This is a genomic window from Labrenzia sp. PHM005, from assembly GCF_006517275.1.
In the GTDB taxonomy this organism is placed as follows: Bacteria; Pseudomonadota; Alphaproteobacteria; order Rhizobiales; family Stappiaceae; genus Roseibium.
In genome coordinates this window covers 143,580-170,528 of the sequence record NZ_CP041191.1, presented here as the reverse complement: position 1 = coordinate 170,528, position 26,949 = coordinate 143,580, and the positions used below count along the sequence as shown (strand labels likewise).

The 26,949-nt window shown below is 55.8% G+C and carries 23 protein-coding genes; 6 read left to right on the top strand and 17 right to left on the bottom strand.

The window, feature by feature from the left end:
• The first annotated feature begins 126 nt into the window (after positions 1-126).
• Positions 127-468 (top strand): hypothetical protein, encoded by a 342-nt coding sequence (locus FJ695_RS00935; RefSeq protein ID WP_141183696.1) that lies wholly within the window; start codon positions 127-129, stop codon positions 466-468.
• Positions 469-552: 84 nt separating this feature from the next.
• Here FJ695_RS00935 and pheT read toward each other — a convergent pair whose 3' ends face one another.
• From pheT to FJ695_RS00915, 4 genes are all read right to left on the bottom strand, one after another.
• Positions 553-2,970 (bottom strand): phenylalanine--tRNA ligase subunit beta, encoded by a 2,418-nt coding sequence (gene pheT, locus FJ695_RS00930; protein ID WP_141183695.1) that lies wholly within the window; start codon positions 2,968-2,970, stop codon positions 553-555.
• A 58-nt stretch (positions 2,971-3,028) separates the two neighbouring features.
• On the bottom strand, positions 3,029-3,682 hold the full coding sequence (locus FJ695_RS00925; RefSeq protein ID WP_141183694.1) for a phenylalanyl-tRNA synthetase subunit alpha: 654 nt from the start codon (positions 3,680-3,682) through the stop codon (positions 3,029-3,031).
• 25 nt (positions 3,683-3,707) lie between these two features.
• On the bottom strand, positions 3,708-4,790 hold the full coding sequence (gene pheS / locus FJ695_RS00920; protein ID WP_141183693.1) for a phenylalanine--tRNA ligase subunit alpha: 1,083 nt from the start codon (positions 4,788-4,790) through the stop codon (positions 3,708-3,710).
• Positions 4,791-5,123: 333 nt separating this feature from the next.
• Entirely contained in the window at positions 5,124-6,056 is a 933-nt protein-coding gene (locus tag FJ695_RS00915) for a LysR substrate-binding domain-containing protein (protein ID WP_141183692.1), read from the bottom strand.
• 126 nt (positions 6,057-6,182) lie between these two features.
• Between FJ695_RS00915 and FJ695_RS27935 the strand changes: the two genes are divergently transcribed.
• Positions 6,183-6,326 (top strand): hypothetical protein, encoded by a 144-nt coding sequence (locus tag FJ695_RS27935; RefSeq protein ID WP_168206212.1) that lies wholly within the window; start codon positions 6,183-6,185, stop codon positions 6,324-6,326.
• A gap of 136 nt (positions 6,327-6,462) precedes the next feature.
• On the opposite strand, the gene lepA is transcribed toward FJ695_RS27935, so the two are convergent.
• The gene (lepA, locus tag FJ695_RS00910; RefSeq protein WP_141183691.1) at positions 6,463-8,268 is read right to left on the bottom strand and encodes a translation elongation factor 4; all 1,806 of its coding nucleotides are present in this window, start codon (positions 8,266-8,268) and stop codon (positions 6,463-6,465) included.
• A gap of 241 nt (positions 8,269-8,509) precedes the next feature.
• On the opposite strand from lepA, the gene FJ695_RS00905 reads away from it, so the two are divergent.
• Positions 8,510-9,028, top strand: a complete 519-nt coding sequence (locus FJ695_RS00905) for a GNAT family N-acetyltransferase (protein WP_141183690.1) — start codon at positions 8,510-8,512, stop codon at positions 9,026-9,028.
• Positions 9,029-9,050: 22 nt separating this feature from the next.
• Here the strand turns inward: FJ695_RS00905 and mepA are convergent, their stop codons facing one another.
• Positions 9,051-10,091 (bottom strand): penicillin-insensitive murein endopeptidase, encoded by a 1,041-nt coding sequence (gene mepA / locus FJ695_RS00900; protein WP_371709001.1) that lies wholly within the window; start codon positions 10,089-10,091, stop codon positions 9,051-9,053.
• 109 nt (positions 10,092-10,200) lie between these two features.
• The gene (locus tag FJ695_RS00895) at positions 10,201-11,286 is read right to left on the bottom strand and encodes a patatin-like phospholipase family protein (protein WP_141183689.1); all 1,086 of its coding nucleotides are present in this window, start codon (positions 11,284-11,286) and stop codon (positions 10,201-10,203) included.
• A 289-nt stretch (positions 11,287-11,575) separates the two neighbouring features.
• Here FJ695_RS00895 and FJ695_RS00890 point away from each other — a divergent pair, with 289 nt between their 5' ends.
• Entirely contained in the window at positions 11,576-12,619 is a 1,044-nt protein-coding gene (locus FJ695_RS00890; RefSeq protein ID WP_141183688.1) for a M42 family metallopeptidase, read from the top strand.
• A gap of 74 nt (positions 12,620-12,693) precedes the next feature.
• Here the strand turns inward: FJ695_RS00890 and FJ695_RS00885 are convergent, their stop codons facing one another.
• From FJ695_RS00885 to FJ695_RS00850, 8 genes are all read right to left on the bottom strand, one after another.
• Positions 12,694-13,284, bottom strand: a complete 591-nt coding sequence (locus FJ695_RS00885; RefSeq protein WP_141183687.1) for a hypothetical protein — start codon at positions 13,282-13,284, stop codon at positions 12,694-12,696.
• A gap of 105 nt (positions 13,285-13,389) precedes the next feature.
• Complete coding sequence (locus FJ695_RS00880; RefSeq protein ID WP_141183686.1) at positions 13,390-14,058, bottom strand: alpha/beta hydrolase; 669 nt, start codon at positions 14,056-14,058, stop codon at positions 13,390-13,392.
• The gene (locus FJ695_RS00875; protein WP_141183685.1) at positions 14,058-15,320 is read right to left on the bottom strand and encodes a TCR/Tet family MFS transporter; all 1,263 of its coding nucleotides are present in this window, start codon (positions 15,318-15,320) and stop codon (positions 14,058-14,060) included. Before FJ695_RS00875 ends, FJ695_RS00880 begins: the two co-directional genes overlap by 1 nt.
• A 140-nt stretch (positions 15,321-15,460) precedes the next feature.
• A complete protein-coding gene (locus tag FJ695_RS00870) occupies positions 15,461-15,661 on the bottom strand; it encodes a cold-shock protein (RefSeq protein ID WP_141183684.1) in 201 nt (66 codons plus the stop codon).
• Positions 15,662-15,942: 281 nt separating this feature from the next.
• Entirely contained in the window at positions 15,943-16,395 is a 453-nt protein-coding gene (locus FJ695_RS00865) for a YtoQ family protein (protein WP_141183683.1), read from the bottom strand.
• 80 nt (positions 16,396-16,475) lie between these two features.
• Complete coding sequence (locus FJ695_RS00860; RefSeq protein ID WP_141183682.1) at positions 16,476-17,336, bottom strand: SDR family oxidoreductase; 861 nt, start codon at positions 17,334-17,336, stop codon at positions 16,476-16,478.
• Positions 17,336-18,178, bottom strand: coding sequence for an RNA methyltransferase (locus FJ695_RS00855; RefSeq protein WP_141183681.1), 843 nt, complete (start codon positions 18,176-18,178; stop codon positions 17,336-17,338). Before FJ695_RS00855 ends, FJ695_RS00860 begins: the two co-directional genes overlap by 1 nt.
• A gap of 95 nt (positions 18,179-18,273) precedes the next feature.
• Complete coding sequence (locus FJ695_RS00850; RefSeq protein WP_168206226.1) at positions 18,274-18,888, bottom strand: TetR/AcrR family transcriptional regulator; 615 nt, start codon at positions 18,886-18,888, stop codon at positions 18,274-18,276.
• Positions 18,889-19,045: 157 nt separating this feature from the next.
• On the opposite strand from FJ695_RS00850, the gene FJ695_RS00845 reads away from it, so the two are divergent.
• On the top strand, positions 19,046-20,248 hold the full coding sequence (locus FJ695_RS00845; RefSeq protein WP_141183679.1) for an efflux RND transporter periplasmic adaptor subunit: 1,203 nt from the start codon (positions 19,046-19,048) through the stop codon (positions 20,246-20,248).
• 3 nt (positions 20,249-20,251) lie between these two features.
• Complete coding sequence (locus FJ695_RS00840) at positions 20,252-23,407, top strand: efflux RND transporter permease subunit (protein WP_141183678.1); 3,156 nt, start codon at positions 20,252-20,254, stop codon at positions 23,405-23,407.
• 3 nt (positions 23,408-23,410) lie between these two features.
• Here FJ695_RS00840 and FJ695_RS00835 read toward each other — a convergent pair whose 3' ends face one another.
• Both FJ695_RS00835 and FJ695_RS00830 read right to left on the bottom strand, forming a co-directional pair.
• Positions 23,411-24,364, bottom strand: a complete 954-nt coding sequence (locus FJ695_RS00835; RefSeq protein ID WP_141183677.1) for a class I SAM-dependent methyltransferase — start codon at positions 24,362-24,364, stop codon at positions 23,411-23,413.
• 145 nt (positions 24,365-24,509) lie between these two features.
• Positions 24,510-26,945, bottom strand: coding sequence for a methyl-accepting chemotaxis protein (locus FJ695_RS00830; RefSeq protein WP_141183676.1), 2,436 nt, complete (start codon positions 26,943-26,945; stop codon positions 24,510-24,512).
• Positions 26,946-26,949 lie beyond the last annotated feature (4 nt).

Below are 26,949 nucleotides of genomic sequence, written 5' to 3'. Positions count from 1 at the left end.
TAATATAACATCAGACTGAAATCGTATTTGTGAAGGACAGCCTGCGGCTATAATCAAAACTGGTTTTCAACTTGATCTGGCAATCTACAGAACCAAATTTCATTTGGTGTTTATCAGGAGGCGCCTATGGCACGGCAAGGATTTAATGCGGCACAAACGGGATGGTCCCGTGTCATAGCCGCAAGTGCAATGTTTGGAATGACGGTGATTGTAAGCCTGCCGGCTGAGGCCCAGTCCCGGCGGGCAAACACAACGACTATGAGCTGCGGTCAGGTGCAGTCATTCATTGCACAACGCGGCGCTGCCGTTATGAGTACCGGCCAGCACACATTTGACCGGTATGTTGAGCACAGAGGTTTCTGCCAACACAATGAATTCGCAAAGGTGGACTATGTGCCCACCAAAGATGTTGGGCGGTGTGCGGTGCGCCGCTGCGTCAGCGTCACACCAAAGCGGTTTACCCGCTAAGGTCGTCACTTCGTTTGTATTTGTTAGGCGTTAAACCTGATTGATCGCCGCGCAGTATTTCCGCGCGGCGATCAAAGAGATCAATTAGCCGCGAAGCGTACCGCCGGTCGCTTTCTCGACGTTCGCGATAATCTTCTTGGCCACGGCATCGATTTCTTCGTCCGTGAGTGTTTTCTTGCGCGGTTGAAGAACGACATCGATCGCGACGGATTTTTGTCCTTCAGGGACACCGGTGCCTTCATAGATATCGAACAGAGTAACGTCCGCGATCAGGTTTTTCTCCGCACCACGGGCCGCACGCAGAAGTTTTTCGGCTGTGACGTCCTTGGCAACCAGGAACGCAAAGTCACGGCGAACCGGCATCAAGTCGGAGGCATTCAGCGAACCTTTCGACCGGCCGGCTTTTGCTTTTGGCTGTGGCAGGGCATCCAGATTGATTTCAAAGGCGACCAGCGGGCCTTCGATATCCATCTTCTGCAAGATACGCGGATGAACCTCGCCAAAGACTGCGAGCGTATTCTTCGGGCCCAGCTTCAGGCAGCCGGAGCGGCCGGGGTGGAATGTGTTCGGCGCATCGGCCACCACCTGCAGTTTGTCGACCGGAGCACCGATTGCTGCAAGCGCGGATTCCGCATCCGCTTTAGCATCAAAAACATCGACAGCCTCAGAAGCACCAGACCAGTGGCGGCCACTGCCGGCCATCTTCGCTGTTCCTCGGCGAACGCCGGCAGCAACCGTTTTTTGACCGTCAGGCGTATCCGATTCAAACACCTGGCCGATCTCAAACAAGGTCACGTCACCATAGCCGCGATCCGCATTGCGTTGAGCTGCCATGAACAGACCCGGCAGAAGGCTTGGCCGCATGTCCGACATGTCCGGTGAAATCGGATTGGCAAGCGACAGCGTCGCGCCGCCGCCGCCGAACAATTCTGCATGCTCCTTTGCAATGAAGGACCATGTGACAGATTCGTTGAAGCCCCGGGCTGCAAGTGCCCGGCGGGCTTTGCTGCGGCGGATCTGGCCGGACGTAAGCACCGTTTGTGCCACCGTTCCTATGCGCGGCAGCGGTGTAGACGGTACCCGGTCCAGCCCCACGATCCGTGTGACCTCTTCAACCAGATCGGCTTTGCCTTCAATGTCCGGGCGCCAGCTTGGGGCGGCAACTTTAACCGTGTCACCGGTTCCAGAAATCCAGAACCCGAGCGCTTTCAGGGTGACATTGGCTTCGGCTGGAGTGGTTTCGATCCCAGACAGGCGTTTGATTTCAGAATACGGGAAATCAATGATGTTGGTGCTGTCCGGAATATCGCCGGCCCGGATGGCTTCAGACGGCTCACCGCCACACAGATCCAGAACCATACGAGTCGCATATTCGAGGCCAGGCATCATGTAGTCCGGGTCGACGCCACGCTCGAACCGGTATCGGGCATCAGTGTTGATGCCGAGCTTGCGGCCAGTGGCGGCTATATCGTCTTCGTCCCAAAGCGCGGATTCGATCAGTACATTGACGGTGTCTTCGGTACAGCCCGACGGTACGCCGCCCAGGATGCCGCCAAGGCTCTCAACGCCATTGTCGTCGGAGATGACACAAATCGTATCGTCAACGTCATAGGACTTGTCGTTCAGTCCGTCGATCTTCTCGCCTTGCTTGCCGCGGCGCACGACGAGATTGCCATGGACCTTATCCGCGTCGAAGACGTGCAGCGGGCGGCCTTGGTCAAAAGTGATGTAGTTGGTAATGTCGACCAGCGCGTTGATCGGACGCAAGCCGATAGCGGTCAGGCGATCCTGCAGCCACTGAGGCGACGGGCCGTTCTTGATACCTTTGACCATTCGAAGACCGAAGGCCTTACACATTGGTTTTTTGTCGCCAAAATCGAGCGCTACATCGATCGGGCAGGGATAGGAGCCGCGGATCTGTTCGTGCGAACGTTCTTTTAGCTTTCCAAGACCTGCAGCCGCCAAGTCACGGGCAATACCATAAACACCAGTGCAATCTGGACGGTTCGGCGTAAGGCCGATTTCAATGACCGGTTCATCCAGTCCGGCCCATTCCGCATAGTTGACTCCCACTGGAGCGTCTGACGGCAGGTCAATGATGCCATCGTGCTCGTCGGACATCTCAAGTTCACGTTCAGAGCACATCATGCCGAAGCTTTCGACATCGCGGATCTTGCCAACGGAAAGCGTGACATCAAGGCCAGGAACATAATCACCCGGCTTGCCGAGTACGCCGACCAGGCCCGCCCGCGCGTTTGGTGCGCCGCAGACGACTTGAACCGGGTCACCTTCGCCGGTGTCTACTTTCAAAACACGCAAGCGGTCGGCATTCGGGTGCTGTTCGGCTTCCAGAACTTTTGCGATTTTGAATGGCTTCAGCCGATCTGCCCTATTGGTGACCTCTTCCACCTCAAGGCCGATCATGTTCAGGCGATCCAAAATCTCCTCAAGGCTGGCGTCGGTCTCCAGATGGTCCTTGAGCCAGGACAGAGTGAATTTCATAACTAGATCTCTTTATCGGTCGTGCGGCTTGGCCGCGAATTTTTATTCAACAGGTGCGTTACTGGCCAAACCGGTCCACTTCGGGCAGGACTGTCGCTTCACCATAGTTTTCAGCAAATCGACGTCCGATCATGGAAAGTTCCTGGGTCCAGCCGCCCACCATCTGCGGCGTGATCTGTTGTTTGGTCGCAATCGCTTGTGCAGCTTCTGTCTCAATGCGGTCGCGAAGGATGCCAAGTTCGACCTGAGCGGCATATTCCGCCCGATATTTGCCAAGCCAGCCCATTGCAACAATGATCACCATAACGAGAAGGGCGGCCGTGCTGGCAAGGCTTGCCCATTTGGCTGTGCCGGAAATCCGGCGCTCGCTGGCAACCAGCACAATCGAAGCAATTGTCAGAAACGCAACAATGTAGATCGCCTGAAGGAAGCTCTGATACTTCTCAGCCGAGCTGGCCTCATGTGAGGCGCGCAGACGAGTGATCCTGTCCCGGAGATAGAGCAGTGCATCGGCTTCCGTCCCGAGTTTTTCCCGGAAATAGCTGCCGCAAAAGCGCAGCCGGCCGCGTTCTTCTATCTTTTCAGCACAAGCTTCCAAAAACGACGTTGGTGATGCGACACGGGCATCGCGATCGGTCGTTTGCGCTGCAGCCGGAACGAGTGCCGACGCGATCAGAACGAAAGCCACAAATAGTCGGGTCAAGAATGACATGAGAATGCCCCTTTGAAGGTCCCAATTAGCTGGTCAGCCCGCCAAACAACGTTGGTAAATCGAGCGGCCGGAAGCCGTAATGCTGGATCCAGCGGACATCGGCGTCGAAAAAGGCACGCAGGTCCGGCATGCCGTACTTCAGCATTGCAATCCGGTCGATCCCCATACCCCAGGCAAACCCCTGATAGACATCCGGATCGAGGCCGCAATTGCGGATCACATTCGGATGCACCATGCCGCAGCCGAGGATTTCCAGCCAGTCTTCGCCCTGGCCGATTTTCACTTCTCCGCCGGAGCGATCACACTGAATGTCCACTTCCATGGACGGTTCGGTGAACGGGAAGAAGCTCGGCCGCAAACGCATCTTGATGTCGTCGACTTCGAAGAACGCCTTGCAGAACTCTTCCAGGATCCATTTCAGATGGCCAAGGTGGCTTTCTTTGTCGATCACCAGTCCTTCGACCTGATGGAACATCGGTGTGTGGGTTTGGTCGCTGTCACAGCGATAGGTGCGGCCCGGAATGATGACCCGGATCGGTGGTTCTTGAGTTCGCATGGTGCGAATTTGAACCGGCGACGTGTGGGTTCTCAAAAGCAGCCGTTCGCCGTCTTCCTTCTCGTTGAAGAAGAAAGTGTCGTGCATTTCGCGTGCCGGGTGGCCTTCAGGAAAGTTGAGAGCGGTAAAGTTCAGCTCGTCGGTTTCAATGTCCGGGCCTTCGGCGATCGAAAAGCCCATATCTGCGAAAATCGCGGTGAGCTCATCGATCACCTGGCTGACCGGATGGATGCGCCCGGTGTCCGTTGGTGATGGCCGCATCGGCAGGGTCACATCAATGGTTTCGCTGGCTAGCCGCGCTTCCAAGGCGGCTTCCGCCAGAACCTGTTTGCGGGCCGTGACGGCGTCGGTGATTTTAGCTTTCAGGCCATTGAGGGCCGGGCCCATTACCTGGCGCTCTTCTGGGGTCATTTTTCCAAGCGTTTTCATTTGCTCGGAGATGCTGCCCTTCTTGCCAAGCGCGGCAACACGAACCTCTTCGAGAGCGGATTCGTCACCTGCGTTTTCAATGGCGGAAAGAAGGTCGGATTCAAGAGTATCGAGATTGGACATGCGTGCTCAGGTCAGTTCGCGCGCGGTGCGCGGTGTCATCGAAACGGAAAGTCGGGGTCTTTTAGCGAATAATGGCGCACAATGCCACGGCTTCGAACGCATTATTGCGTGAACCCCGGTGAAGAGATTTGCGCTGGAGAAAATCAGGCGCGTCAGCCCATAAATCGCCCGCACGCCGGTCCTTGACGCTTGGAAAAGCGCTGCTGACCTGCCCGTAATGCATTCGAGCAACCGCTTTCGCTGGCAGAAGCCATATGGAGCGTTGGGTAAACCATATGCGGCAGAATAAGCACTGCGCGTGGGAAGGCAAGGCGAAACGCCGAAATTCAGGGGTTAGGAAGATGGCCGTTGCTCTGGTGCCACATCCGCGCCTTTGGGCCGCCCAATAGAGCGCTGCAATTCATCCTTTAGCCAGGAGCCAAAGGCATCCTTGGCTTTGGTCCGGGGTACATCTTTCCCGCTGATGAGCCAATATCCCAAGCCCGTCGCCGGCCGTTCGGGGAATGGCGCAATGACCTGTCCGGATTGCACGGCATAAACGGCGAGCGTTTCCCAGGCCAGAAAGACCCCTTGCCCAGCGATCGCTGCATCCAGGCACAAGGATCCATCAGAAAAACTTGGACCGTCCTGGAGAATGGTTTCATCAAGACCAAAGAGATCGAGCCATGTTTTCCAGGTAAACATTTGCCCGGGATCATGAATGATCGGCAGTTTGCCGATGTCTTCCGGGCGTTTGATTTCTTTTGCAAGCGTCGGGCTGCACACGGGAAAAACCCTCTGGTTGAGCAGTTTTTCTGCATTCATGCCCGGATAAGGGCCGTGGCCGACACGGATGCACAGATCCACATCGCTGGTGTTCGGGTCGACCAAGTCAACAGTTGCTTCCACACGGACCCGGATTCCCGGATTCAATCTGTTGAATTCTTTTAGGTGCCAAACCAGCCACTTTCCGGCAAATACCGGGGCAACCGAGATCGTGAGTGCATCTTCACGTCCACGCACTGTCGTCGCCACCGCTGTTGCCAGGGAAGACATGGCTGACGTCAAGTGTGGCTGCATGGCCAGAAGCTGTGGCGTTGGGAGCAGCAGCCGGTTTTTTCTCTCAAACAACTGAACACCAAGCTGGGCTTCCGTTTTTTGCACCTGCTGACTGACGGCGCCGACTGTCACCCCAAGACTGTCAGCGGCTGCTTTAACGGACCCCAAACGGCCGACAGCTTCAACTGCGCGCAAGCCGGACAGATGAATTTGATTGAGAGTTTTCATATTAGAAAAACTAAACTGAAAATCAGAAGAAGTCGATTTTTATCGGGGTAAATCGAGTCTATTTATAGACATGCTAAATTCAAGATAAGGAATTTGGCCATGAGAAAAACAACAAGAAGGAAAATAATGATCATGTTGAAACTGTTCAAACGCCGCCAGCTGACCGCGCAATCCGCAAGTGCTTTTGACCGCCGCGATCCGCTGTCGCATCCGGAAGTCCAGCGCATGAACCCGCGTGAACTTGCGGATCTGCCGTTCAACCGGCGCTAATCCAGTCGGCCAGCATTCGCGCTGGTCCTAAAGTTTCCTGATCGGCCATGGCCGATCGGTTATACCTTTGGAAACAGAAAACGGCGCCGAGCTAAGACCCGGCGCCGTTTCTGTTTTTTGAATGCACTTGAACGGCTCATTCGTCCATTTTGAGGGCCTGAATGAAGGCTTCTTGTGGAATCTCCACTTTGCCGAATTGGCGCATCTTTTTCTTACCGGCCTTCTGCTTCTCAAGCAGCTTCCGCTTACGGGTAGCATCGCCGCCGTAACACTTCGCCGTCACGTCCTTGCGCAGCGCAGACAGGGTTTCACGGGCAATCACCTTGCCGCCGATTGCTGCTTGGATCGGGATCTTGAACATGTGGCGCGGGATAAGCTCTTTCAGCTTTTCCACCATTGCCCGGCCACGGCGCTCGGCTTGACTGCGGTGTACAAGAACGGAGAGGGCATCCACCGGTTCCTCATTGACCAGGATCGACATTTTCACAAGATCGCCGGCGCGGTAATCGGAGATCTGATAATCGAACGACGCATAACCCTTGGAGATGGATTTCAGCCGGTCATAAAAATCGAAGACAACTTCGTTGAGCGGCAGGTCATAGGCGACCAGTGCCCGGCTGCCGACATAGGACAAATCAACTTGAATGCCGCGCCGTTCCTGGCAAAGCTTCAGAATGCCGCCGAGATACTCGTCCGGGGTCATGATCGACGCCCGGATCCATGGTTCACGGATCTCGGAAATCTTGACCACATCCGGCATGTCGGCCGGATTGTGCAGATCGAATTCCGTGCCGTCGGTCATGGACATTTGATAGACCACGGACGGAGCCGTTGCGATCAGGTCGAGATTGAATTCACGCGACAAGCGCTCCTGGATGATTTCCAGATGCAGAAGCCCCAGGAAACCACAACGGAAGCCAAATCCGAGTGCGGCTGATGTCTCCATCTCAAAGGAGAAGCTGGCATCGTTCAGCCGCAACTTGCCCATGGCAGCGCGCAGGTCTTCAAAATCGTTGGCATCGACCGGGAAAAGGCCGCAGAAAACGACTGGCTGCGCCGGTTTGAAGCCGGGGAGCGCCTCATCGCAGGGCTTTTTGTCGAGGGTAATGGTATCCCCGACGCGGGTATCCGCCACTTCCTTGATGGAGCCGGTGATGACGCCGATTTCGCCGGCCTTCAATTCCTCAACTTGCAGGAATTTTGGTGTCATGACGCCCACACGGTCGACGTCATAGGCTGCACCCGTACCCATCATCTTGATCTTCTGGCCTTTTTTCAAAGACCCATTGATGACGCGGACAAGGACCATCACGCCGAGATAAGTGTCGTACCAGCTGTCGACGAGCATGGCTTTCAGCGTATCGTCCGGATCGCCTACTGGCGCCGGCAGTTTTTCGACAATGGCTTCCAGAACCGTGTCGACGCCGAGGCCGGTTTTGGCGGAGATCATGCATGCTTCGGACGCATCAATGCCGATGACATCCTCGATCTGCTCCTGGATCCGCTCGGGCTCAGCGGCCGGCAGGTCAACTTTGTTCAGGACAGGGACGATCTCATGATCGTTGTCGATGGCCTGATAGACGTTGGCCAGGGTCTGCGCTTCCACGCCTTGCGAGGCATCGACCACCAAAAGGGAGCCTTCACATGCGGCGAGCGACCGGGAGACTTCATAGGCGAAGTCCACGTGTCCCGGAGTATCGATCAGGTTCAAGATGTATTGCTGACCGTCCTTGGCATTGTAGACCAGCCGCACGGTCTGCGCCTTGATCGTGATGCCGCGCTCGCGCTCGATGTCCATGGAATCGAGCACTTGCTCGGTCATCTCACGGTCGGTCATCGTTCCCGTCATCTGGATCAGGCGGTCGGCGAGCGTCGACTTGCCGTGATCGATGTGCGCCACGATGGAGAAATTGCGGATGTTGGAAAGCGTCTTCGTCGTCATGGCGCCCGTTTACCACCGCAATTCCATTTCGACTAGAGGATTGCGGCCCGATACTGCGGAAAAGCCGAGGATTTTTGAAGTTCCTGAATTGCTGAGGCTCGCTGTCGATCCTGGATATCTTCACTTGGCTCTTGGAAACTTGACAAGGCTGCCAAAGTGCGGACGGATAATAGCAATCAGTTCAATATGTTAATTGGTGTGGTGGAAGAATTTGCACCCAATACGAAAGAATGTACACGCCATGGCGCTCCGAGACGCAGAGCCGCGCGATATTCCAGCGATCCTGGCGCTTTACAATCTGGCTGTGCGTGAGACCACCGCAGCTTGGACTAGCCAGGAAGAGACACTCGATGAGCGCATCACCTGGTTTGAAAATCGCCGCAACAGCGGCAGGCCGGTGATTGTTGCTGTCGATAAAGACGATCAGGTGATTGGTTTTGCCAGCTATGGCCCGTTCCGTCCGCGTGAGGGGTATCGGAATACCGTTGAACACACGGTTTATGTGGATCCTGGATTCCAAGGACAGGGAATTGGCGTCAAGCTGCTGGAGTGTTTGATCGACGCAGCGCGGGACCAGGATGTACATGTGATTGTTGGTGTCGTGGACGGCGACAACACCGCTTCAATCGCGCTCCATAAGAAGCTGGGTTTCGAAATTTCTGGCCGGTTGCCCGAAGCTGGCACAAAATTCGGGCGTTGGCTCGATCTCGTATTTTTATCCAAGGTCATTACGCCGGATATGGCGAGCCCGCCGAAGTGAAGGTCTTTCTGATCAAAGGTGTTCAGTTTGCCTTCAAAACCGTCTGACACGCTTGCGGTAGAGCTGCCAAAGCCATCGGGCGTTTTTTGACCACCTTAGGCTTTTTGCCTTTCTTTGGCGGGGTTTTTGGCACCCAGGGTTTGTCGGACAGCCAATAGGTCAGATTTTTCCCGCAGCCATCGCCAGGAGGCGGAGGATTTTGGTTTTTGCAGCCGCCGCTTCCCGATGGACAGGCCAGCCGCACATGGAAGTGATAGTGGTGTCCCCACCAAGGGCGCACTTTCCGGAGCCATGCCCGGTCGCGGCTTTTTTCAAACTCACACAGGGCTTTTTTGATGGTCGGGTTCACAAAGATCCGGGCCACCCGTTTGTCAGACGCAGCTCTCCGGATGAGCCTTGCATGGGTGTCGGACCATTTTTTGGGATCAACCCGCCGGTCTGCACCTTTCACATCCAGCCGGCCTTTCAGCATGGAAATCGCGGAGATTTGTTCCCTTTCTTCAGCCGTCAGACGGCGCTGCGGCATTTCCGTCAGCCAGATATCCGCGTCCAGCCCGATCTGGTGGCTGGCATGGCCGGACACCATTGGCCCCCCGCGCGGCTGTGCCAGATCGCCGACCAGAAGGCCGTTCCAGCCAAGGCCGGGTGCATCCGCTGCCAAAGCTTTCAGGAAACTGATGAGCTCTGGATGACCCCAGTTGCGATTGCGTGACAGCCGCATGGCTTGCCAGGTCGGACCATCGGTCGGCAGCATAGCGCCGCCCGCTAGGCAGCCCTTGGCGTAAGAACCGATCGCCCGAGCCTTCAGCGGGGCCGGGCCGTCAACATAGCCGAAATAGTCTTTGGCCGGTTGGTTGCCGCGCAAAACAAGGCGGGGTTTTGCGGCTTGATAGCCTTCCGGTACCGCGCGTTTTTCCACTGGAACAGGAACACCGGCAACTTTCTGAATGGTGAGACCTGGATCTGTCAACGACAGCTGGCCGGGCTTTGCCGAAGGGGTGGGCGCGGCAGCCGCCGCCGGGACAAAAGTCACCAGCGCTAATGCGCCAATTGCTGCTTGAATGAAGCTGGTCTTGCCTAAAAACAAAGTGCCGTATGTCACGATGGACCTCGCGCCTGTCCGCCGGAACCATGTGCACCAGAAAATCGATTCCTATGTATCCGGCAACCTATCAAGCAGCATGCCCTAAAACGGCCGAGGTGGCATCTCTTTCCCGCGTTTCAACGTGATCCGTCAACAGATCTGCGAGCTGATCCAAGAGCACCGTGTTGTCGCGGATCATACGATCGGCGGCACCATTGAGCGTAATAATGTTGCCTGGCCGGGCGTTCGCGAAATCCTCGGCGTGCGGTTCCAGCTCTCCGTCGATCCGGTGATAAGACACATTCGGCACCTCGTTGAACAGATGTGTTGCCTGGTAAGACGCTGTCTGGGTCTGGCCGTCGGAGAAGATCGACAGGATCGGCACGCCCTTGGACGGCTGCATCCAGCCCAAAGCACCCCAGCCAACAGCATCCTCGTAGCGGAACGGATGTTCTTTGGCCCGGCCGGTACCAAGTGAAATGATCACAATTTCGTCTTCGTCCCAGCCAAGCTTGCGCGCTTCCAGGTAAGCGGCAATTGCCGGGTCATTCATAAAGACACCGCCATCCACCATGGCTTCTTGGCTCTTGCGGGTGAGATTGTCGATCCGGGCCGGTTCGAAATAGGACGGCGCTGCAGTTGTTGCGCGCACGGCCTGCCAGAAATAGTAGTCGTCCGGCCGGCTGCCGTTTTCCTCCAGGCCATTGGTCATGAACACCGCCTTGCGCTGCTCAATGTCGTAGGCCGTCAGCACCAGCTTGCACAATCCGCTGGCCATGGAGGTCCAGCCGAAGCGCTCTTTCAAAAGTTTCTCCAGCGGGCGGGCGTCATAAGTCTCGTCAAAAAGGCCGAGCGGATTGGTGAAGGCGCGCGCCAAGCGGGCGCTGATAGAATAGGAGAATATCTCCCGGGCTTCGCATTCATAAAAAGACCGGAGTTCGGATATTGTTGCAGCCGCGTCCCCATTGGTGCCGCCGGGCCGCGGTGCACTCAGGCCAGCTGCGATTAAGCCACCGGTCGATGTTCCCGCCATCAGGTCAAACAGCTCATGCAGCGGCTGTTCAATCCCCCGGTGCATCAGGCGGCTTTCCAATGATTCCAGGATGCGCAAGGGGATCAATCCGCGGACACCACCACCGTCAATGGAGAGAATGAAGCGTTTCTTCTGGGTCATCGGAATTTCCCCTGCATAGTAATTTAGATTATGGAGCAGCGATGTCCGGCCCGAGCGGCCGGTGGCCCAATTGTTGAAATCCAATATTTGCCATGAAATGCGTCACAGCAATGGCAAACACCGGAAACACGTTCCGAAAACCGGATATGGCCTAATTATCGTAAATCTTTGCCTCACAATTCTAATAATCAGCTGACCTATAGGAAGGAGGAGCGGGTTCATTCCACCTTTGTAGAGCGCGGCAAATCGGATTAGGATCGGGCCGAATTTCAAACAAATGGGATGTTCCATGAATATCGATCTTCTTCGACGCCTTTGCGAAACACCGGGTGTGCCGGGTCACGAGCACCGCGTGCGGGACTTGATTCAATCTGAAATCGAAGGCCTCTTTGATGAGGTCACTACTGATCCGATGGGATCGCTTTTGTGCCGCCGCAATTCGCGCAAGAAACCGAAGAACGGAGACCCCAAGAAGGTCATGCTGCTCTGTCATATGGACGAGATCGGATTTCTTGTCTCTCATGTGACCGACAAAGGCTTTGTGCATGTTCAGCCTGTTGGTGGATTTGATGCCCGCAATCTGTTCTCCCGCCGGGTTTTGGTTTCCACCGACGAGGGTGACTACAAAGGTGTCATGAACCCCGGCGGCAAGCCGATCCACATTTCCTCGCCCGAGGAACGCAAGAAGATTCCAGAACCAAAAGAATTTGTGATTGACCTTGGTTTGGGCGAAGGCACCAAGGATGTCGTCAAGGTCGGTGACATGGTGACAATGGACGAACCGCTGATCGAGATTGGCGAAAAGGTCGTCTCAAAGGCCTTGGACAACCGCATCGCCTGCTGGCTCGGCATTGAGGCAATCCGGGCGCTGGGCAAGGCCAAACACGAGTGCGAAATCCACGTCGGTTTCACGTGCCAGGAAGAAGTCGGACTGCGCGGTGCACGTACAGCGTCCTTTGCGATCAAACCGGATATTGGACTTGGTGTCGACACCACTTTGGCCTGCGACACCCCGGGTGTTCCCGAACAAGACCGGACTACGGTTCAAGGTGAAGGGTTCGGCTTGCATGTGAAGGATTCCAGCTTCATTGCCGACCGGGGCCTGGTCAAGGAAATCGAAGCGATTGCGCAAAAGGAAAAAATCCCGTTCCAGCGGACGATGCTGGCAGCCGGTGGCCAGGATGGCGCAGCTGCTCAACAAGCAGCAGCTGGTGCCAAGGCGGTCGGGATTGTTGTCGGGACCCGCTATATCCATACGGTCACCGAAATGATCCATAAATCAGATCTTCAGGCTGCGCTCGACATCTTGGCGGCTTATCTGAAAAAAGCGTGATTGCTCGAACTCAGGGAGGCTTACGGTTTCCCTGAGTTTAATTTGAAGCTCTGAGTTGGTTAATTCCTGAGGCTCTAAGCTGTGAGCCCGGCCAAGTTGGAAACCTGGTTGCCGGTACCAGCGTAGAGTTCGCTGACGGACGCGCTTTGGTAGCTGAAGGATCCGTTGTTAAAGTCGCCTTCGATGGTCGATGCGCTGGCTGAGCGGGCTGAAAGACCGGTTTCGCTGTTGTAGGAAACCCGCTCAAAGGACACGAACTGTGCCGTGAGTGTTTCCCCGCCAATTTCCGCTTCAATGGTTGTCGTGGAAATCGTTGCGCTTTCATAGGCAAGCGATGCGGCAGAACCTGGCGCGTCTTCGCCAAGCGCGGCGGCTATTTGGCCGGCCGTTTTTTGATAGTCCTCAACCGTCGCAAGCGCGCCATCCTCATCATCGTCTTCATCGCCCTTGCCTTCTTCAACAGCTTCGCGAAGGGCAGCGATAACAACGGCATCTTCTTCGGCTTTTTGGGAGGCGGCTTCTAACAGGCTGACTGCGGTGTCTTTAGGTGCAGCACCCGGTTTGCCATCCTCGTTTTCCGGTTTCAGCGACGGGTTGCCAGATCCTTGAAACGACGCGGACATCAAGCTGGTGCTCTGCGTGGTGGTTTCAATTGAGATCTGCATGGCGCGCTCCGGAGAAACCATCCCTTTCTGGGACGGCGAATCCGGAAAAGCATGACGCAAAACCGTTAAGAAGCCATTAACCAATTGTGCTGTGGCCGCAACGCCTTACTGAAAGGCCTTTTCCAGAAACCTGCCGCCGAGCACCATGCCGCGTTCGTCAATGGAATGTCCAAGACCGGCAAGGCAATGGGTGTCCACGGAAACACCTGCTTGAGTCAGCGCGGTTCTAGCGGCGTCCAAATGATAGGCGGGGACAACGTCATCGTCTTCACCGTGAACAATCAAAACAGGAGTGGCCGTCTGGATGGTTTTTAGCTGGGCAGCGCCTGGCAGCAATCCGGAATAGGCGAGTAGAGCAGCTGGTGGCATTTTGCGGCGAAGACCTGCCTGGAAAGTCATCATTGCGCCTTGACTGAAACCGACCAGTGCAAGTGATGAGTCATCAAGCCGCAGTTTTGACAATTCAGCATCCAGAAAACGGTCAAGCGATGCTTGGGCTGCCTCCGCGCCTATCACGTATTCCTGAGGAGATCGCTCGGAGAGCGGAAACCATTGCCGGCCGCCAAAGGCTTCAAAAGGGAGGGGTTCTGGCGCATTGGGCGCAACAAATGCGGCATCGGGCAGTTGTCCTTGCCAGGCTCGTCCCAAATCGATCAAGTCGGCACCATCAGCGCCATAGCCATGCAGGATGACAACAAGCTGCCGGGCTGGACCGCCGGAGCGTGGCGAAAGGCGGGGTCCATCAAGCGGGGGTGGAGAAAAGGAGGACGTCATTACTCGGCTGGTGTTTTCTGGCTCTTTGGACTGTTTTCTGCGGTGGCCTTGGCCTGTTTCTTCAAGAACGGCAAGGCAATCATTGCAGCTAAGATAATGAGGACTGCAGAAATTACGAAAGGTGCTCCCGGGAAATAGACCGTGCTTGAGCTTGTGAAATAGGAAAAGCTTTGTGTCATCACGAACGGGCTGATGATCATCGAAAGTCCGGCCGCGCTGGCAATCAGGCCTTGAAGTTCACCTTGCGCATCGTCAGCGACCAGGTTGGACATCAGACCGGTGAAGGCCGGGGTGGCCAAAGCTCCCATGATCGCAAATCCGATAAACGCATAGGCAAGCCAGCCGTCTCTGATAAAGGCGAGTGCTGCAAATGCGATCAGATTGCAGGTCAGGCCAATCATCAAAATGGCTCCGGTTCCGATGCGATGGTCGAGAACCCGGATCAGATATCCTTGAACAAAGGCATAGCCAAATCCGACGACGGCAAGGGACAAGCCGATATCACTTGGTGTCCAGGCAAACACCTCCGTTGTGAAATAGCTCCAGACTGATGGGTAGACGTAGTGTGCGATGTCAAACAACAACAAGGCCAGCAGAAGGACTTGAACATCCTTGTTCGCCGAAACGTGTTTTAGGGCGCCGAATGGATTGGCGCGCTTCCAGTCAAAGGAGCGTCTGTTTTCCGGCTTTAGTGTTTCGGGAAGAATGAAATAGCCGAAGACGAAGTTGAGAAACGATAGCGCCGCACCTGCATAAAACGGCGCCCGGGATCCAAACTCGCCCAGCAGCCCGCCGATAACAGGCCCAAGAACAAATCCGACGCCAAAGGCGGCACCCAGCAGACCGAAGTTTTTTGCCCGGTCTTTTTTGTCGGAAATATCCGCGATATATGCGGAAGCTGCAGAATGTGTTGCCCCGGCGATTCCGGAAATCATACGGGCAATGAAAAGCACCGCGAGGTTCCAGGAAAGCGCAATGAGAAGATAATCCGCTGCAACGGTCAACATGGATATTAGCAGAACCGGGCGCCGGCCAAAACGATCGGACAAATTGCCGAGTGTTGGACCGCAGAGGAACTGCATCAATGCAAAGATAACACTGAGCGCGCCGCCCCAGCGTGCTGCCTCACCAACCGGCAAGCTGGTCAGTTCAGTCAAGAGGTTGGGGAGTACAGGCATCATCAAGCCAATGCCCATCGCATTGATAGTCAGCGTGATGAAAATGAACACAAATGCGCTGGATCTGTTCGGACTGGATGACAAGAGGCTTTCCTTAGATTTGGAGAAAAGGGAAGCCTAATTTTGGTGCACACGCAACCTTTGAGGCACCTATGGTGTAAACCCCAGATATTAAAAAAGGGCGGTGAAACCGCCCTCCAAAATCCGCAGTACCTTTGAGGCCGTTACAGAACCTTAAGATCCTCTGCGACCATCTGGCCACGGCGCCACTCCAGATCAAAAGCCACCAGTTGGCCTTCTTTCAAAGTGTCGATGCCGGACCGGCGCAATGCGGTGATTTCGACGAGAACATCATCCCCATCTTCGGGTTCGATGGTGCCGACACCGCGGCCCATATCAAACCATTTTACGTTTCCATGCAGCATGGAGCCTACTTTCCAATTCTTTGCATCAAAGCAACAGCGTGACCATCTACAATGAGAGTTCAAAGCTTTGATGACAGTCATTTATTGTAATACTAAAAAACAGGTCTGCAGCAGAAGGCTTGCCTGGCGCTGGTTCCTCTTGGGGAACAATATTGATGCGCCGGTAGCTATGGCACTGCAGCCGGTCTGAGCAGTTGTGATTGCTTCAGACTGCTCAGACTCAGAGAATATGGTTTCTAAATTATTAATTTCAAGATCGGCCGATTAACGAGGGCCGCTTCTTAGAGTTCGCCGCGGATCGCGTACTTCAGGATACGCACGATCTGATCCGGTGTTTCAGCAACCGCAAGAGCTGCAGCATCGACTTCTTTCAAGGGGTGTGTCAGAGACGGATCATGCAAAACAATCAAAGACTTGCCGAGCGCTGATGCACAACCGGCATCAAATGCAGCGTTCCATTGCTTGTATTTGTCACCAAAGCGGACAACGACGATGTCGGCCTTCTCGATAAGCGTCCGGGTGCGCACGGCATTCACCTTGGCGCCTTTGTGGTCGTACCAGAACTTGTTGTCTTCACTGCCAAGAATCGCAGCGCCGCAATCGTCGCTGGAATCGTGATCTGTAACCGGGGCGGAGAAACTGACCGGCAAACCAGCTTCCTTTGTTGCGGTTATGATCTGTTCGCGCCAATCCGTGTGAATTTCACCCGACAGGTAGACACGCCATTCACTCATCGTTTTGCCTTTCTAAAATTGAAGGTGCGATAGGATCACCGCATCATTGGCGCAGAAACTGGAAAAACAGCTGCCTGGTGTCAAGCGTAGTTCTGAATGAGAGTGTTTAAAGCAATCCGATAATCTGGAAAGCGGAACGTATAGCCAAGTTCATCTTTAACTCGCAGGTTTGAGACACGTTTGTTTTCGCCATAAAACGACCGGGCCATTGGTGTGAGGTCGGCGGTTTCGAATGCAATTTCTGGCGGTGGAGCAACGCCCAGAAGCTCAGCGGCATAGGCAACCACATCCTGCGGTGGGGCTGGCTCGTTATCCGTGACGTTGAATATCCGCGTACTGGGGTGTTGCATCGCGGCAGCAACAGCCCCGGCTATATCGGCCACATGGATGCGGTTGAACACCTGACCCGGTTTTACAAGACGGCGAGCCCGGCCTTTTTTGAAGTTCTCGAACGCATTGCGGCCGGGGCCATAAATTCCAGAAAGGCGGAATATTTGAACAGCAAACTGATGCTCTTCGGCAAAGTCCAGCCACGCTTTTTCAGCAGCAACTCGTTGAACCGAGCGTTTGGACACAGGTTTGCAATCAGTCGTCTCGTCGACCCAGGCGCCATCGTGGTTGCCATAAACGCCGACGGTCGAAAGGTAGCCGATCCATTTTGGATTGGCGGCGGCGATGTCTTTGGCGTGGTGGTTCAAGACCGGATCGCCGGTGTCGTTCGGAGCGATGGAGATAAGGACGTGCGTTGCCTTGGACAAGGCATCGGTTATTCCTGTGCCGGGGGTTTCGCCGTCAAATAGGAATGCTTCAAAACCCGCTGCCTTGAGCTCGTTCACTTTGTCCGCCGCGCGGGTTGTGCCGCCGATCCACTCGAACTGGTCCCGCACCTCTTCCATGATGGCCCTGCCGGAATATCCGGCACCAAAAACAAACAAACGCATCAAGAAAGCTCCAGGTGATTGCGGCGGATTTCATAAAGGGAAATTCCGGTGGCAACGGCAAGATTGAGGCTGTCGGCCTCGCCGACCTGCGGAATACGGATCAAGGTCGAGCAAGCATCCGCCATGTCGTCCTCCAGTCCCTTTTGTTCATTCCCCATAACCAGAAGCGAAGGGACCTGGTAATCCGGTGTCCGGTAATCAACCGAGCCTTTCAAGTGGGTCGCGGCAACGGTTCCGGGCCAGTTCTTGGCGAGGGATTTGAACTCGTCCTTGGAGAGTTTCGCCAGCGGTACGTGAAACAGCGATCCCATCGTGGCACGGACAGCTTCCACCGCGAAGGGGTCGGTGCAGTCGCCGACCAGCATGACACCGCTGCCGCCAACAGCGTCAACTGTGCGGATGATTGTTCCAAGATTGCCGGGATCTCGAACCCGGTCGAGCGCGACCCAGACAGTCGCACCGGCCGGATCAATATCCTTGGCGCCAAGTAGTTTTTGCTCATAGACACCGACAACCATTTGCGGATTGTCTTTTCGGGTCATGGCGCTCAAGACTGCGGTCGAGACTTCCAATATCAGAGCGCCTCTGGCCTTAGCAGTGGCGGCCGCCTTCTGCGCGATGGGATTGTCGCGGGCGTCCGGGCCAAGGGCCAGATAACGCACGCCCCAATCGGCTGCAATGGCATCCGTTGCAAGTTTCAATCCTTCGGCCACAAACAATCCGGACTGGCTCCGGTGTTTGCGCTGGGCGACCAGCCCCTTGATTTCCTTAACGATGGGATTGGAATGGCTGGTGATCTGTTTGACGGCGCCGGTTTTTTGAGGTTTGCCGGTTTGCGGCATGCAGGAGCTCCAAAGGCTCTTCTTGAGCCAGCTGAATTCGAAAATGACAGTTTGGATTGGCTTAGTCTTCGCGACCGGCCGGGTCAAGAAGCGACCTAAGATACCGGCGGAAGCAGCCGTTCTGTCGCAATAAGAATAGAGCCTTCAATGTCGACTGGAAACTCTGTCACCTCCAGCTTGCCATCGATGGCGAGGAACGACAACCCGTGAACTTGTGTCCATAGCGGGAAGGAAGTTTGGAGTACGGTCTCGTCTATGTTCGGCTTCCCCAGATAGTCTGCTACCTCGCGGAGCAAGACACCGTAGGAGCCACGGCCGACCTGTTTGAGCTCATCAATGCGGTCATGATGGGACATCGTGCTGAACATGAGCCGGAACGTATGAGGCTCGCGTCTTGCGAACGCGACATAGGCCCGCCCTATCGCGGCAATTGACTCCACGGTGCCGCGTGGCTGCCCAGAGGCTCTGGCTTCCATATCCTGACCAAGGCGCCTCAGGCCGTCCATGGCGATTTCGCTCAAGAGATCCTGCTTGGATGAAAAGTGCCGGTAGGGCGCAGCTGTGCTCACCCCGGCAAGGCGGCAAGCATCCGACATGGAAAACCCATCTGGCCCATGTTCTTCAATAAGTTGGCGCGCTGCTGCGATCAATTCACCACGCAAATCACCATGGTGATAGCCCGCTTTTTTGTGAATTTCTGTTTTGGCCATGTAAGGCGTTTCCGAATTTTTTCTTGTTGCGTCTCTTGCTGAAGTTAGTTTCGTTAACATATGTAAACAACGATAACATAGTTAGCGCTGCTTACATTGGGAAGGTGATATTCCCCAAAATCGTACCGGCAGCCAGAGGACAAGGTGAGAACGTGCCATGTCGAAGGATGATCAGACCCCCGCGTCAGAGACGACCGGGAAGAGCAAACTCCGGTGCATTGGCAGAATGGCGCTGAGTGCGGCGACCTTCTCGATCAATGTTGGCCTTGCCGCCGCTGCAGTGATGATCGGTGTCACCACCATCCAGATGCGTGCGGAAGAAAAGCCGTCTGTGGACCCCTTTCCCTTGGCCGTCGTGGACGTGTTCTCGCCTGATTGGGAGACCGGCTATGATATTGAGCGCAGTTTTGTTGGCAGGCTTGAGCCGGCACGCAGCACGGACCTTGCTTTTGAGCTCTCCGGAACAGTTCGAGAGGTTCGGGTCGATGAGGGTAACATTGTCGAGGAAGGCGACGTCATTGCTTTACTCGACACACGGACACTTAAGGCGGACCGCCGGCGCCAGGTCGCCAATCGTCAGGCGGCTGAAAGTGACCGGGAACTGGCCTCGCTGACGTTGAACCGGCGGCAGCTGCTGAAGGACAATGGTCACGTCAGCGCACAGGTGCTCGACGAAGCCCGCCTGACCCTCAGCCGGTTGGACGCCACGATCGCGCAGATCGATGCTACGATCGAGAACATCGACATCAATCTTGATAAGGCTGTTTTGAAAGCGCCGTTTTCGGGGCGGGTTGGAGAACGGCTTTTGGATGACGGAGCAACGGCGTCTCCGGCAACGCCCGTTTTGCGTTTGCTGGAGAGCTCACGGCCAACAGTCCGCATCGGTTTGTCGCCGGAAGTGGTCAACCGGCTTGATCGGTCGCAAAGCTATGACATTCAGATCTCGGGCCGGACGTTCAAAGCCGGCTTGGCAGCGCTTCGTCCAGACCTTCAAACCCGTACCCGGACAATCGAGACCTTGTTTGAACTCGATACACCGGAGGCAACACCCGCTTTTGGACGACTGGCGGAACTGTCAATTGTTGAGCGCGTGGAGACGGAAGGCGCCTGGATCCCGGTTTCCGCATTGAAAGAAGGTCCGCGCGGTCTTTGGACCGTGCTGACAGTTGCCGAGGATGTGGATATCTCAGCGCCCAGCCCGGCATACGTTGTGGTGCGCGAAGCGGTGGAAGTCCTGTATGCGGAAGAGGCGCGGGCGTTTGTCCGCGGGACCTTGACACCAGACAGCCGGATCGTTCGGGATGGCGTTCACCGGGTTGTCGTTGGCCAAGCTGTAGACCTGGCGAAGGCAGGAGGCTGAGGCATGGAAACCCTGTTCTTTCGCCAACCCCGTCTGGTGGTTCTGACTCTTCTTGTCATCCTGGCGGCCGGAGCAACGGCCCTGATCGGCATTGGCCGGCAGGAAGATCCGACGATCACCAATCTCTTTGCAACGGTTACGACCGTCTACCCAGGCGCTGATCCGGGTCGTGTTGAGGCTTTGGTCACGGAAAAGATCGAGGAAGAGCTTCGTGAAATCGAAGAGATTGATGTGATTGAATCGACGTCTGCCTCCTCGATTTCAATTATTCAGATTGAGCTGCTCGATACGTTGACCGAAGACGTGATTGAACAGGCGTGGTCGGAAATCCGGGACAAGATCGGCGACGCCACACGCGAATTTCCCGAAGGTGTTCTGGAGCCGGAATTCAGCACTGACGGCGCTGGCGCTTTCGCATCGATCAGCGCACTTGTTCCGGAGCATGAGGCGGTCTCTCAGGCAGTCATGCTTCGATATGCCGAGGTTTTGTCTGATACACTCCGGAATGTGCCCGGTACAAAGTCCGTCGAGATTTTCGGAGAGCAGGAAGAAGAGATTCTGGTCCGCATAGATCCGGCGACGCTCATTTCCTTGTCTCTGACGGTGGATCAGGTCGCCTCGGCCATACAAAACGCGGATGCCAAGGTCCGCGCTGGCCGCCTGCGCAGTTCGGACCGCGAATTTTTGATCGAGGTGTCTGGAGAAATTGCCGCGCTTGATCGGATTCGCGCCATCCCGGTGACAACTGGGAGCAATGGACTGGTGACCCGTGTTGGCGATGTTGCCACCGTCACTAAGGGCATCCGCCAACCCGCTGAAGAGCTGGCCTTTTCAGGGGGGCGTCCGGCAATTCTTGTCGCTGCGAAGATTGCCGATGGCCTTCAGGTCGACACCTGGATGACCCGTGTCCGGGATAGCATTGCTGCCTATGAAACGGATATGCCGCATTCGATCGAGCATCAACTCGTGTTCGATCAAAGCCGCTACACGATCGATCGGCTGACAGACGTTGGCGCCAACATAGCCATCGGCATGGCCTTGGTGATTGGCGTGCTGCTTGTCACGATGGGGCTACGGTCGGCCGTGATCGTTGCAATGGTCTTGCCTGTGGTCACTCTGGCGTCCTTTGCAACGATGAGCATGATCGGCCTACCGCTCCACCAGATGTCGCTTACCGGACTGATCGTAGCTCTCGGCCTGCTGGTTGATGCCGGTATTGTCATGACCGATGAAATCGGTCAGGCCCTTGCGCGCGGAGAAGAAAGGCGTGAGGCTGTGCGCAAGGCCGTCCGTCGGCTCTTTGCGCCGCTGCTGGCATCGACCGCAACCACGGCCCTTTCCTTCTTGCCCATGGTTCTGCTGCCGGGACCAGCTGGTGACTTTGTCGGGGCGATTGCAATCGCCGTTATCATCATGCTTGTCTGGTCGTTCCTGGTTGCCGTGACCTTGACGGCGGCAATTGCCGGATGGCTGCTGCCCGAAACCAACTCCCAGACCCAAAGGCGCTCTTTCCAACCCGGGAAATTGGTGTCCGTACCCTTCCGGTTTTCGTTGCAGCTCGCCATGAGAAACCCGGCAAGTTCCGTTGCCTTTGCACTGGTCTTGCCCGTGATTGGTTTCATGAGCATGCCGACGTTAACCGCGCAGTTTTTCCCGGGTGTGGACCGGGATCAGTTCCACATAGAAGTGGAGCTGTCTGACGGCACTGCGATTGCCGAAACATCCGATGTGGTTCGTGCCATGGACGGGTTCCTGTCCGATCAGGAGGGCATCAAAAAAGTGGTTTGGGTTGTGGGAAAGAGCGCCCCAGCCTTCTATTACAACATCGTTGGCAACCAGGATCGCGCCCCGGCTTTCGCTCAGGCACTTGTCACCACCAGCTCACCGGATACGACAACAGATCTCGTGCCTCGGCTGCAAAGGGAATTGACCGCGCTTTACCCGAACGCTCGAATACTGGTGCGGGATCTCGTGCAAGGGCCGCCGGTGGATGCGCCTGTCGAGCTGCGCCTTGTCGGCCCGTCCTTGGAAGTCTTGCGCGAACGCGGAGATGCCCTGCGCCAACTCGCATCCGGGATCGAGGAAGTGACCGTTGTGCGGACAACGTTGGAAAGCGGCGCACCGCAACTGAAGTTTTCGGTCGATGAGGATAAGGCACGGCTTGTAGGGTTGAGCCTGGCGGATGTCGCTCGCCAACTCGAGGCTACTCTGGAAGGCGCGGTCGGAGGCAGTCTGATCGAAGGAACGGAGGAACTGCCGGTGCGCGTTCGGATCGGCGAGACTTCCCGCGGCGACTTGTCTGACATTGCGAGCCTGCCTCTGTTGCCCGCGATCGGAGCAGCCGGAACAGCTGGCTATGAGGGGGTGCCGCTGTCCGCGATCACGGACATTCGCCTGGAGCCCTCGGAGGGTGAGATCAATCGGCGGAATGGAGAACGCACCAACACTGTTCAGGCATTCGTACAATATGGTGTTTTGCCGGAAGAAGCCCTGAAGAAGCTCCAGAGCGAGATGGAACTTGCCGGCTTTGTAGTGCCGGAAGGCTATCGTATCGAAACGGGCGGTGACTCCGATGCACGCTCAGATACGTTGAACAATCTGATTGGCTCGCTCGGCTTGATCGTACCGTTGTCGATTGCCGCGATTGTGTTGACTTTCAACTCGTTCCGATTGTCCGCTGTCACGCTGGTCGTGTCGGGGCTGTCGGCGGGGCTCAGCATTCTGGCCCTGGCGGTCTTCCAGTACCCGTTTGGCATCAACGCCATCATCGGCGTGATCGGCTCGATCGGCGTATCTATCAACGCAGCCATCATCATCCTGACCGGTCTTCAGCAAAACAGCCGGGCGGTCGACGGTGATCGGGAGGCAATGGTAGACGTAGTGATGGGGTCGGGCCGGCACATCATCTCCACAACGCTTACGACCTTCGGAGGGTTTTTACCGTTGATCCTGGCCGGTGGCGGGTTCTGGCCACCGTTCGCCATGTCGATCGCCGGCGGCGTGTTGTTGTCGACCGTGATCTCGTTCTACTTCGCGCCGCCCATGTTCGCGTTGGTCTACGCGCGGAGGAGCAAGATAGAAGCCGAAGAGGCCCCAATTCAGGATAACGGTACGGATTGGTCGAACGACAACCGCCCCATAGCACTCGCAGCTGAGTAGGCGTTAGCGGCTGCTCCAGCGGGAGAAGAGAGACGTGGAAAGAGCCCGTGCGCCGTCTTCTTCCCGGATGACCAGTTCACCGGATTCCAGCCGTCCGCCTTGCCGGGACAAGGTTTCGGCCATGAGCTCATGGATCGAGACGAAGCTGGAGCGGATCGCGTAAGCGGTCAGGATCATGAAGAGAGCGTCTTTCGCCAGCAGCTGCTGCAGGTCTTTCAGCATGCCTGGCAGGCTGGTGTAGATGTCCCAGACTTCGCCCTTTGGGCCGCGCCCATACTTTGGCGGATCCAGAATGATGCCGTCGTAGGTGTTGCCACGGCGAACCTCACGGGCAACAAACTTGGAGGCATCTTCGCAGATCCATCGGATCGGGAGATCTTCCAGTCCGGATAGGGTCTGATTTTCCCGCGCGTAGCCGATTGCCTTCTTCGATGCGTCGACATGGGTGACGTGCGCGCCTTCCGTTGCAGGAAGCAGGGAGGCCAGGCCGGTGTAGCCGAACAGATTGAGGATTTTCAGCGGCTTTTCAGGCGTTTTTTGCTTCTCTGCCCGTATTTTGGAATTCACCCAATTCCAATGAGCCGCTTGTTCGGGAAAGACTCCGACATGGCGGAACGACATGAACCGGCCATTGTAGGTCACCGGACCATAGGACATGGGCCAGGTTTCGGAGACATTGCCCGAGTATTTCCAACGACCTGGGCCTTCTTCGTCCGTGTCACCTGAGAAGACCGCATTGGCGCGGTCCCACGTAGCGTTCTTCAGGCGGCGGCTGCCCATGGCCTGGGGTTCCGGCCGAACGATCGTGTAGCGTCCGTAGCGTTCCAGTTTTTGACCCTCGCCCATATCTAGAAGGCGGTAGTCCTTCCAGCCTGGGGTTTCCAGGATCACGGGCCAGGCCTGTACGGGAGGCTGGCCGGTTGGGGCAAAGGTTGGCGCGTCGGTTTTCTCCGCCACGATTCTCTCTCAATTCTTGCGCAAAGGGTCTTGTCCACGCCTTAGTCGTCTGACGTTCCAACGTCAACGCTGTGGCATTGGCTCGGCAACAAAAAAGGCGGGGTGCCTGGCACGCCCGCCTTTTTCTTAAGTGATGAATATCCGTTTACGCAGCTGCGACTTCAGACAGGAAGCTCTCGACCTCAGTCTTCAACTCATCGGTCTTCTCGGTCAATTCGCCTGACGCAGACAAAACCATGTCCGCAGAGGAGGCGGTCTGATCAACGGCTTGAGACAACTGAGTCATATTGTTGGAAACGGTCCCAGTGGCTTCTGCCGCACGCTGGACATTCTGCGAGATTTCCGCAGTTGCCGCGCCCTGCTGTTCAACAGCCGAAGCGATCGCTGCAGTATAGTTGTTGACTTCGTCCATGGTCTCGGCGATTTCGCCGATTGCAACAACAGAATCTTTGGTCGCAGTTTGGATGGCGGTAATTTGCGAACTGATTTCCTCTGTTGCTTTGGAGGTCTGTGTCGCCAATTCCTTCACCTCTGCGGCGACCACAGCAAAGCCTTTGCCTGCTTCACCAGCACGCGCTGCCTCAATAGTTGCGTTGAGTGCCAAAAGGTTGGTTTGCTCGGCAATAGCCTGGATGAGCGTGACGACTTCGCCGATCTTTGTGGCAGCTTCGGCAAGGCCCTCGACCTTGTCATTGGTTTCCCGTGTACCAACAGTCGCCCGTTCGACGATCTCGGTCGTCTGGGAAACCTGCCGCGAGATTTCACCAATGGATGCCGCCAGTTCTTCCGCCGCACTTGCAACGGTCTGAACATTGTGGGTGGTTTCATTGGAGGAATCTTGTGTTTCGCTGGCGTGTCCCGCGCTGTCGCGGGCAATATCGGTCAATGCCTGCGCGGTCGTGTCCAAGCTGCCGGCGGTTGTTGCAACAGAGCCAATCGCATCTTCTGCAGTTGCGCGGAAGTTGTTGATCAAACTGTCGATCCGCTGCTGCCGTTCCTGGCGTGAGGCTTCTTCCTGTGCGTTTTGCGCCTGTAGATTTGCGCGCTCGATTGCATTGTCCCGGAAGACCTGAACTGTTCGGCTCATGTCGCCAATCTCGTCACCGCGGTCAAGTCCAGGAATGGTGACTTCATTGTCGCCGCCAGCCAGGCTGTTCATCACATTTGTGATGGTGCGGATTGGACGTGTAATTGCCAGATTGAGAACAATCGCCAGACCGATGCCGCCAAGGATTGAAAGGAGAACGGTCATTGCGATTTGCACTTCTGCTGCAGTGGCCGCTGATTTGGCTGCTGCCGATTGTGCTTGTGAAATTCCAGCAATATCCGCGCTGACTTGTTTGGTCAGCGTATCAAGTTGATTTCTCTTCGCTTGAAGATCTGCTTTTGTCGTCAGCATTTCCTTGAATGCGCGATCAAAAGTCGCGACGGACACCGCGATACCATTGATAGCGTCAGCGGCCGCAGGCAGTGCGTCTGCGTAAGTGACGAGTTTTTCGTCCAGCTTTACTAGCCCAGCGATTTGCTCCTGCACACCAGCAGGGTCTGTGACACCAAAGTTGCCGAACAAATTGTACGTTTCAGCTTCGGCCTTTAGAGCATATTGGTCCAGCTCGGCCGCTTGTTCCATGATGGCTTTAATAGTGGCAAGTCGGGTATTGGCAGTCAGAACCGTCGCTTTGGATTTGCTGACAGCAGAAATTGCCTGCTCACGGATGCTTTCGGCCAGAGCGGTAATAGCATCGAGGTGAGTGCCAACGGCAGTCCGTGCTTCATAAGCCTCGGCAAAGCCCAAGTCGTCTCCAAGCCGTGCAATCGCCTTGTCTAGTTTCTTAGCTGCACCGGCCAGTTTGCTTACGGTCTTGCGCTCGATACCTTCAATTTGCCGGTACCGCATTTCCTTCGTGCGGTCGACGAGCGCAAAACTGATTTCCATGCTTTGCTTCAGATCATCACCATCTAGATTGCCGCTGCCTTTCAGGTAGGCAAACTGAATGGTGGATACTTCACCCTGCAAATCAAAAACGCTGCGCAGCATTAAATTGGCATCTTCCAAAGTGCCGTTTGCAGAAAACACCTCAGCACTGACTTTCTTTTCTTCAGTCAGAACGGCTTCGGTAATAGAGGCGGCCAGTTTTTCCAGATCGTGGACGCTGCTACGCACTGTTGCCAGGCGCTCCGCTTGCTGGTTGGTTTGCTCCACCACCTCATCAAATGTAGAAGCAAATTGTCCGACAGCTGCTTTTGCAGTGTTTACCTGTTCCGCCGCCTCGGTATCTCCGGCAACACTTTGTGCCAGAGTATCTAAGGCGCCATTCAATCCAGAGATTTCCTGACGCGTTGTATCGGCTAGCTCAGAGGAAGGAGAATTCAGATAATTCTCGCGAACCAGAGAGGTCGATTGAACCATTCTGCTGACATCTGCGGATTGATCCGCAACTTCAAAACGTCCGGAGAGAGTGGATATCGCAAAGTAACCGACACCACCAACTACCGCTGTCAGCAAAAGAATTGCTGCGAACCCGCCGCTGACCTTGTAACCAAATTTCAGATCAACCAACCATTTCAATGCGCGTCTCATCGAA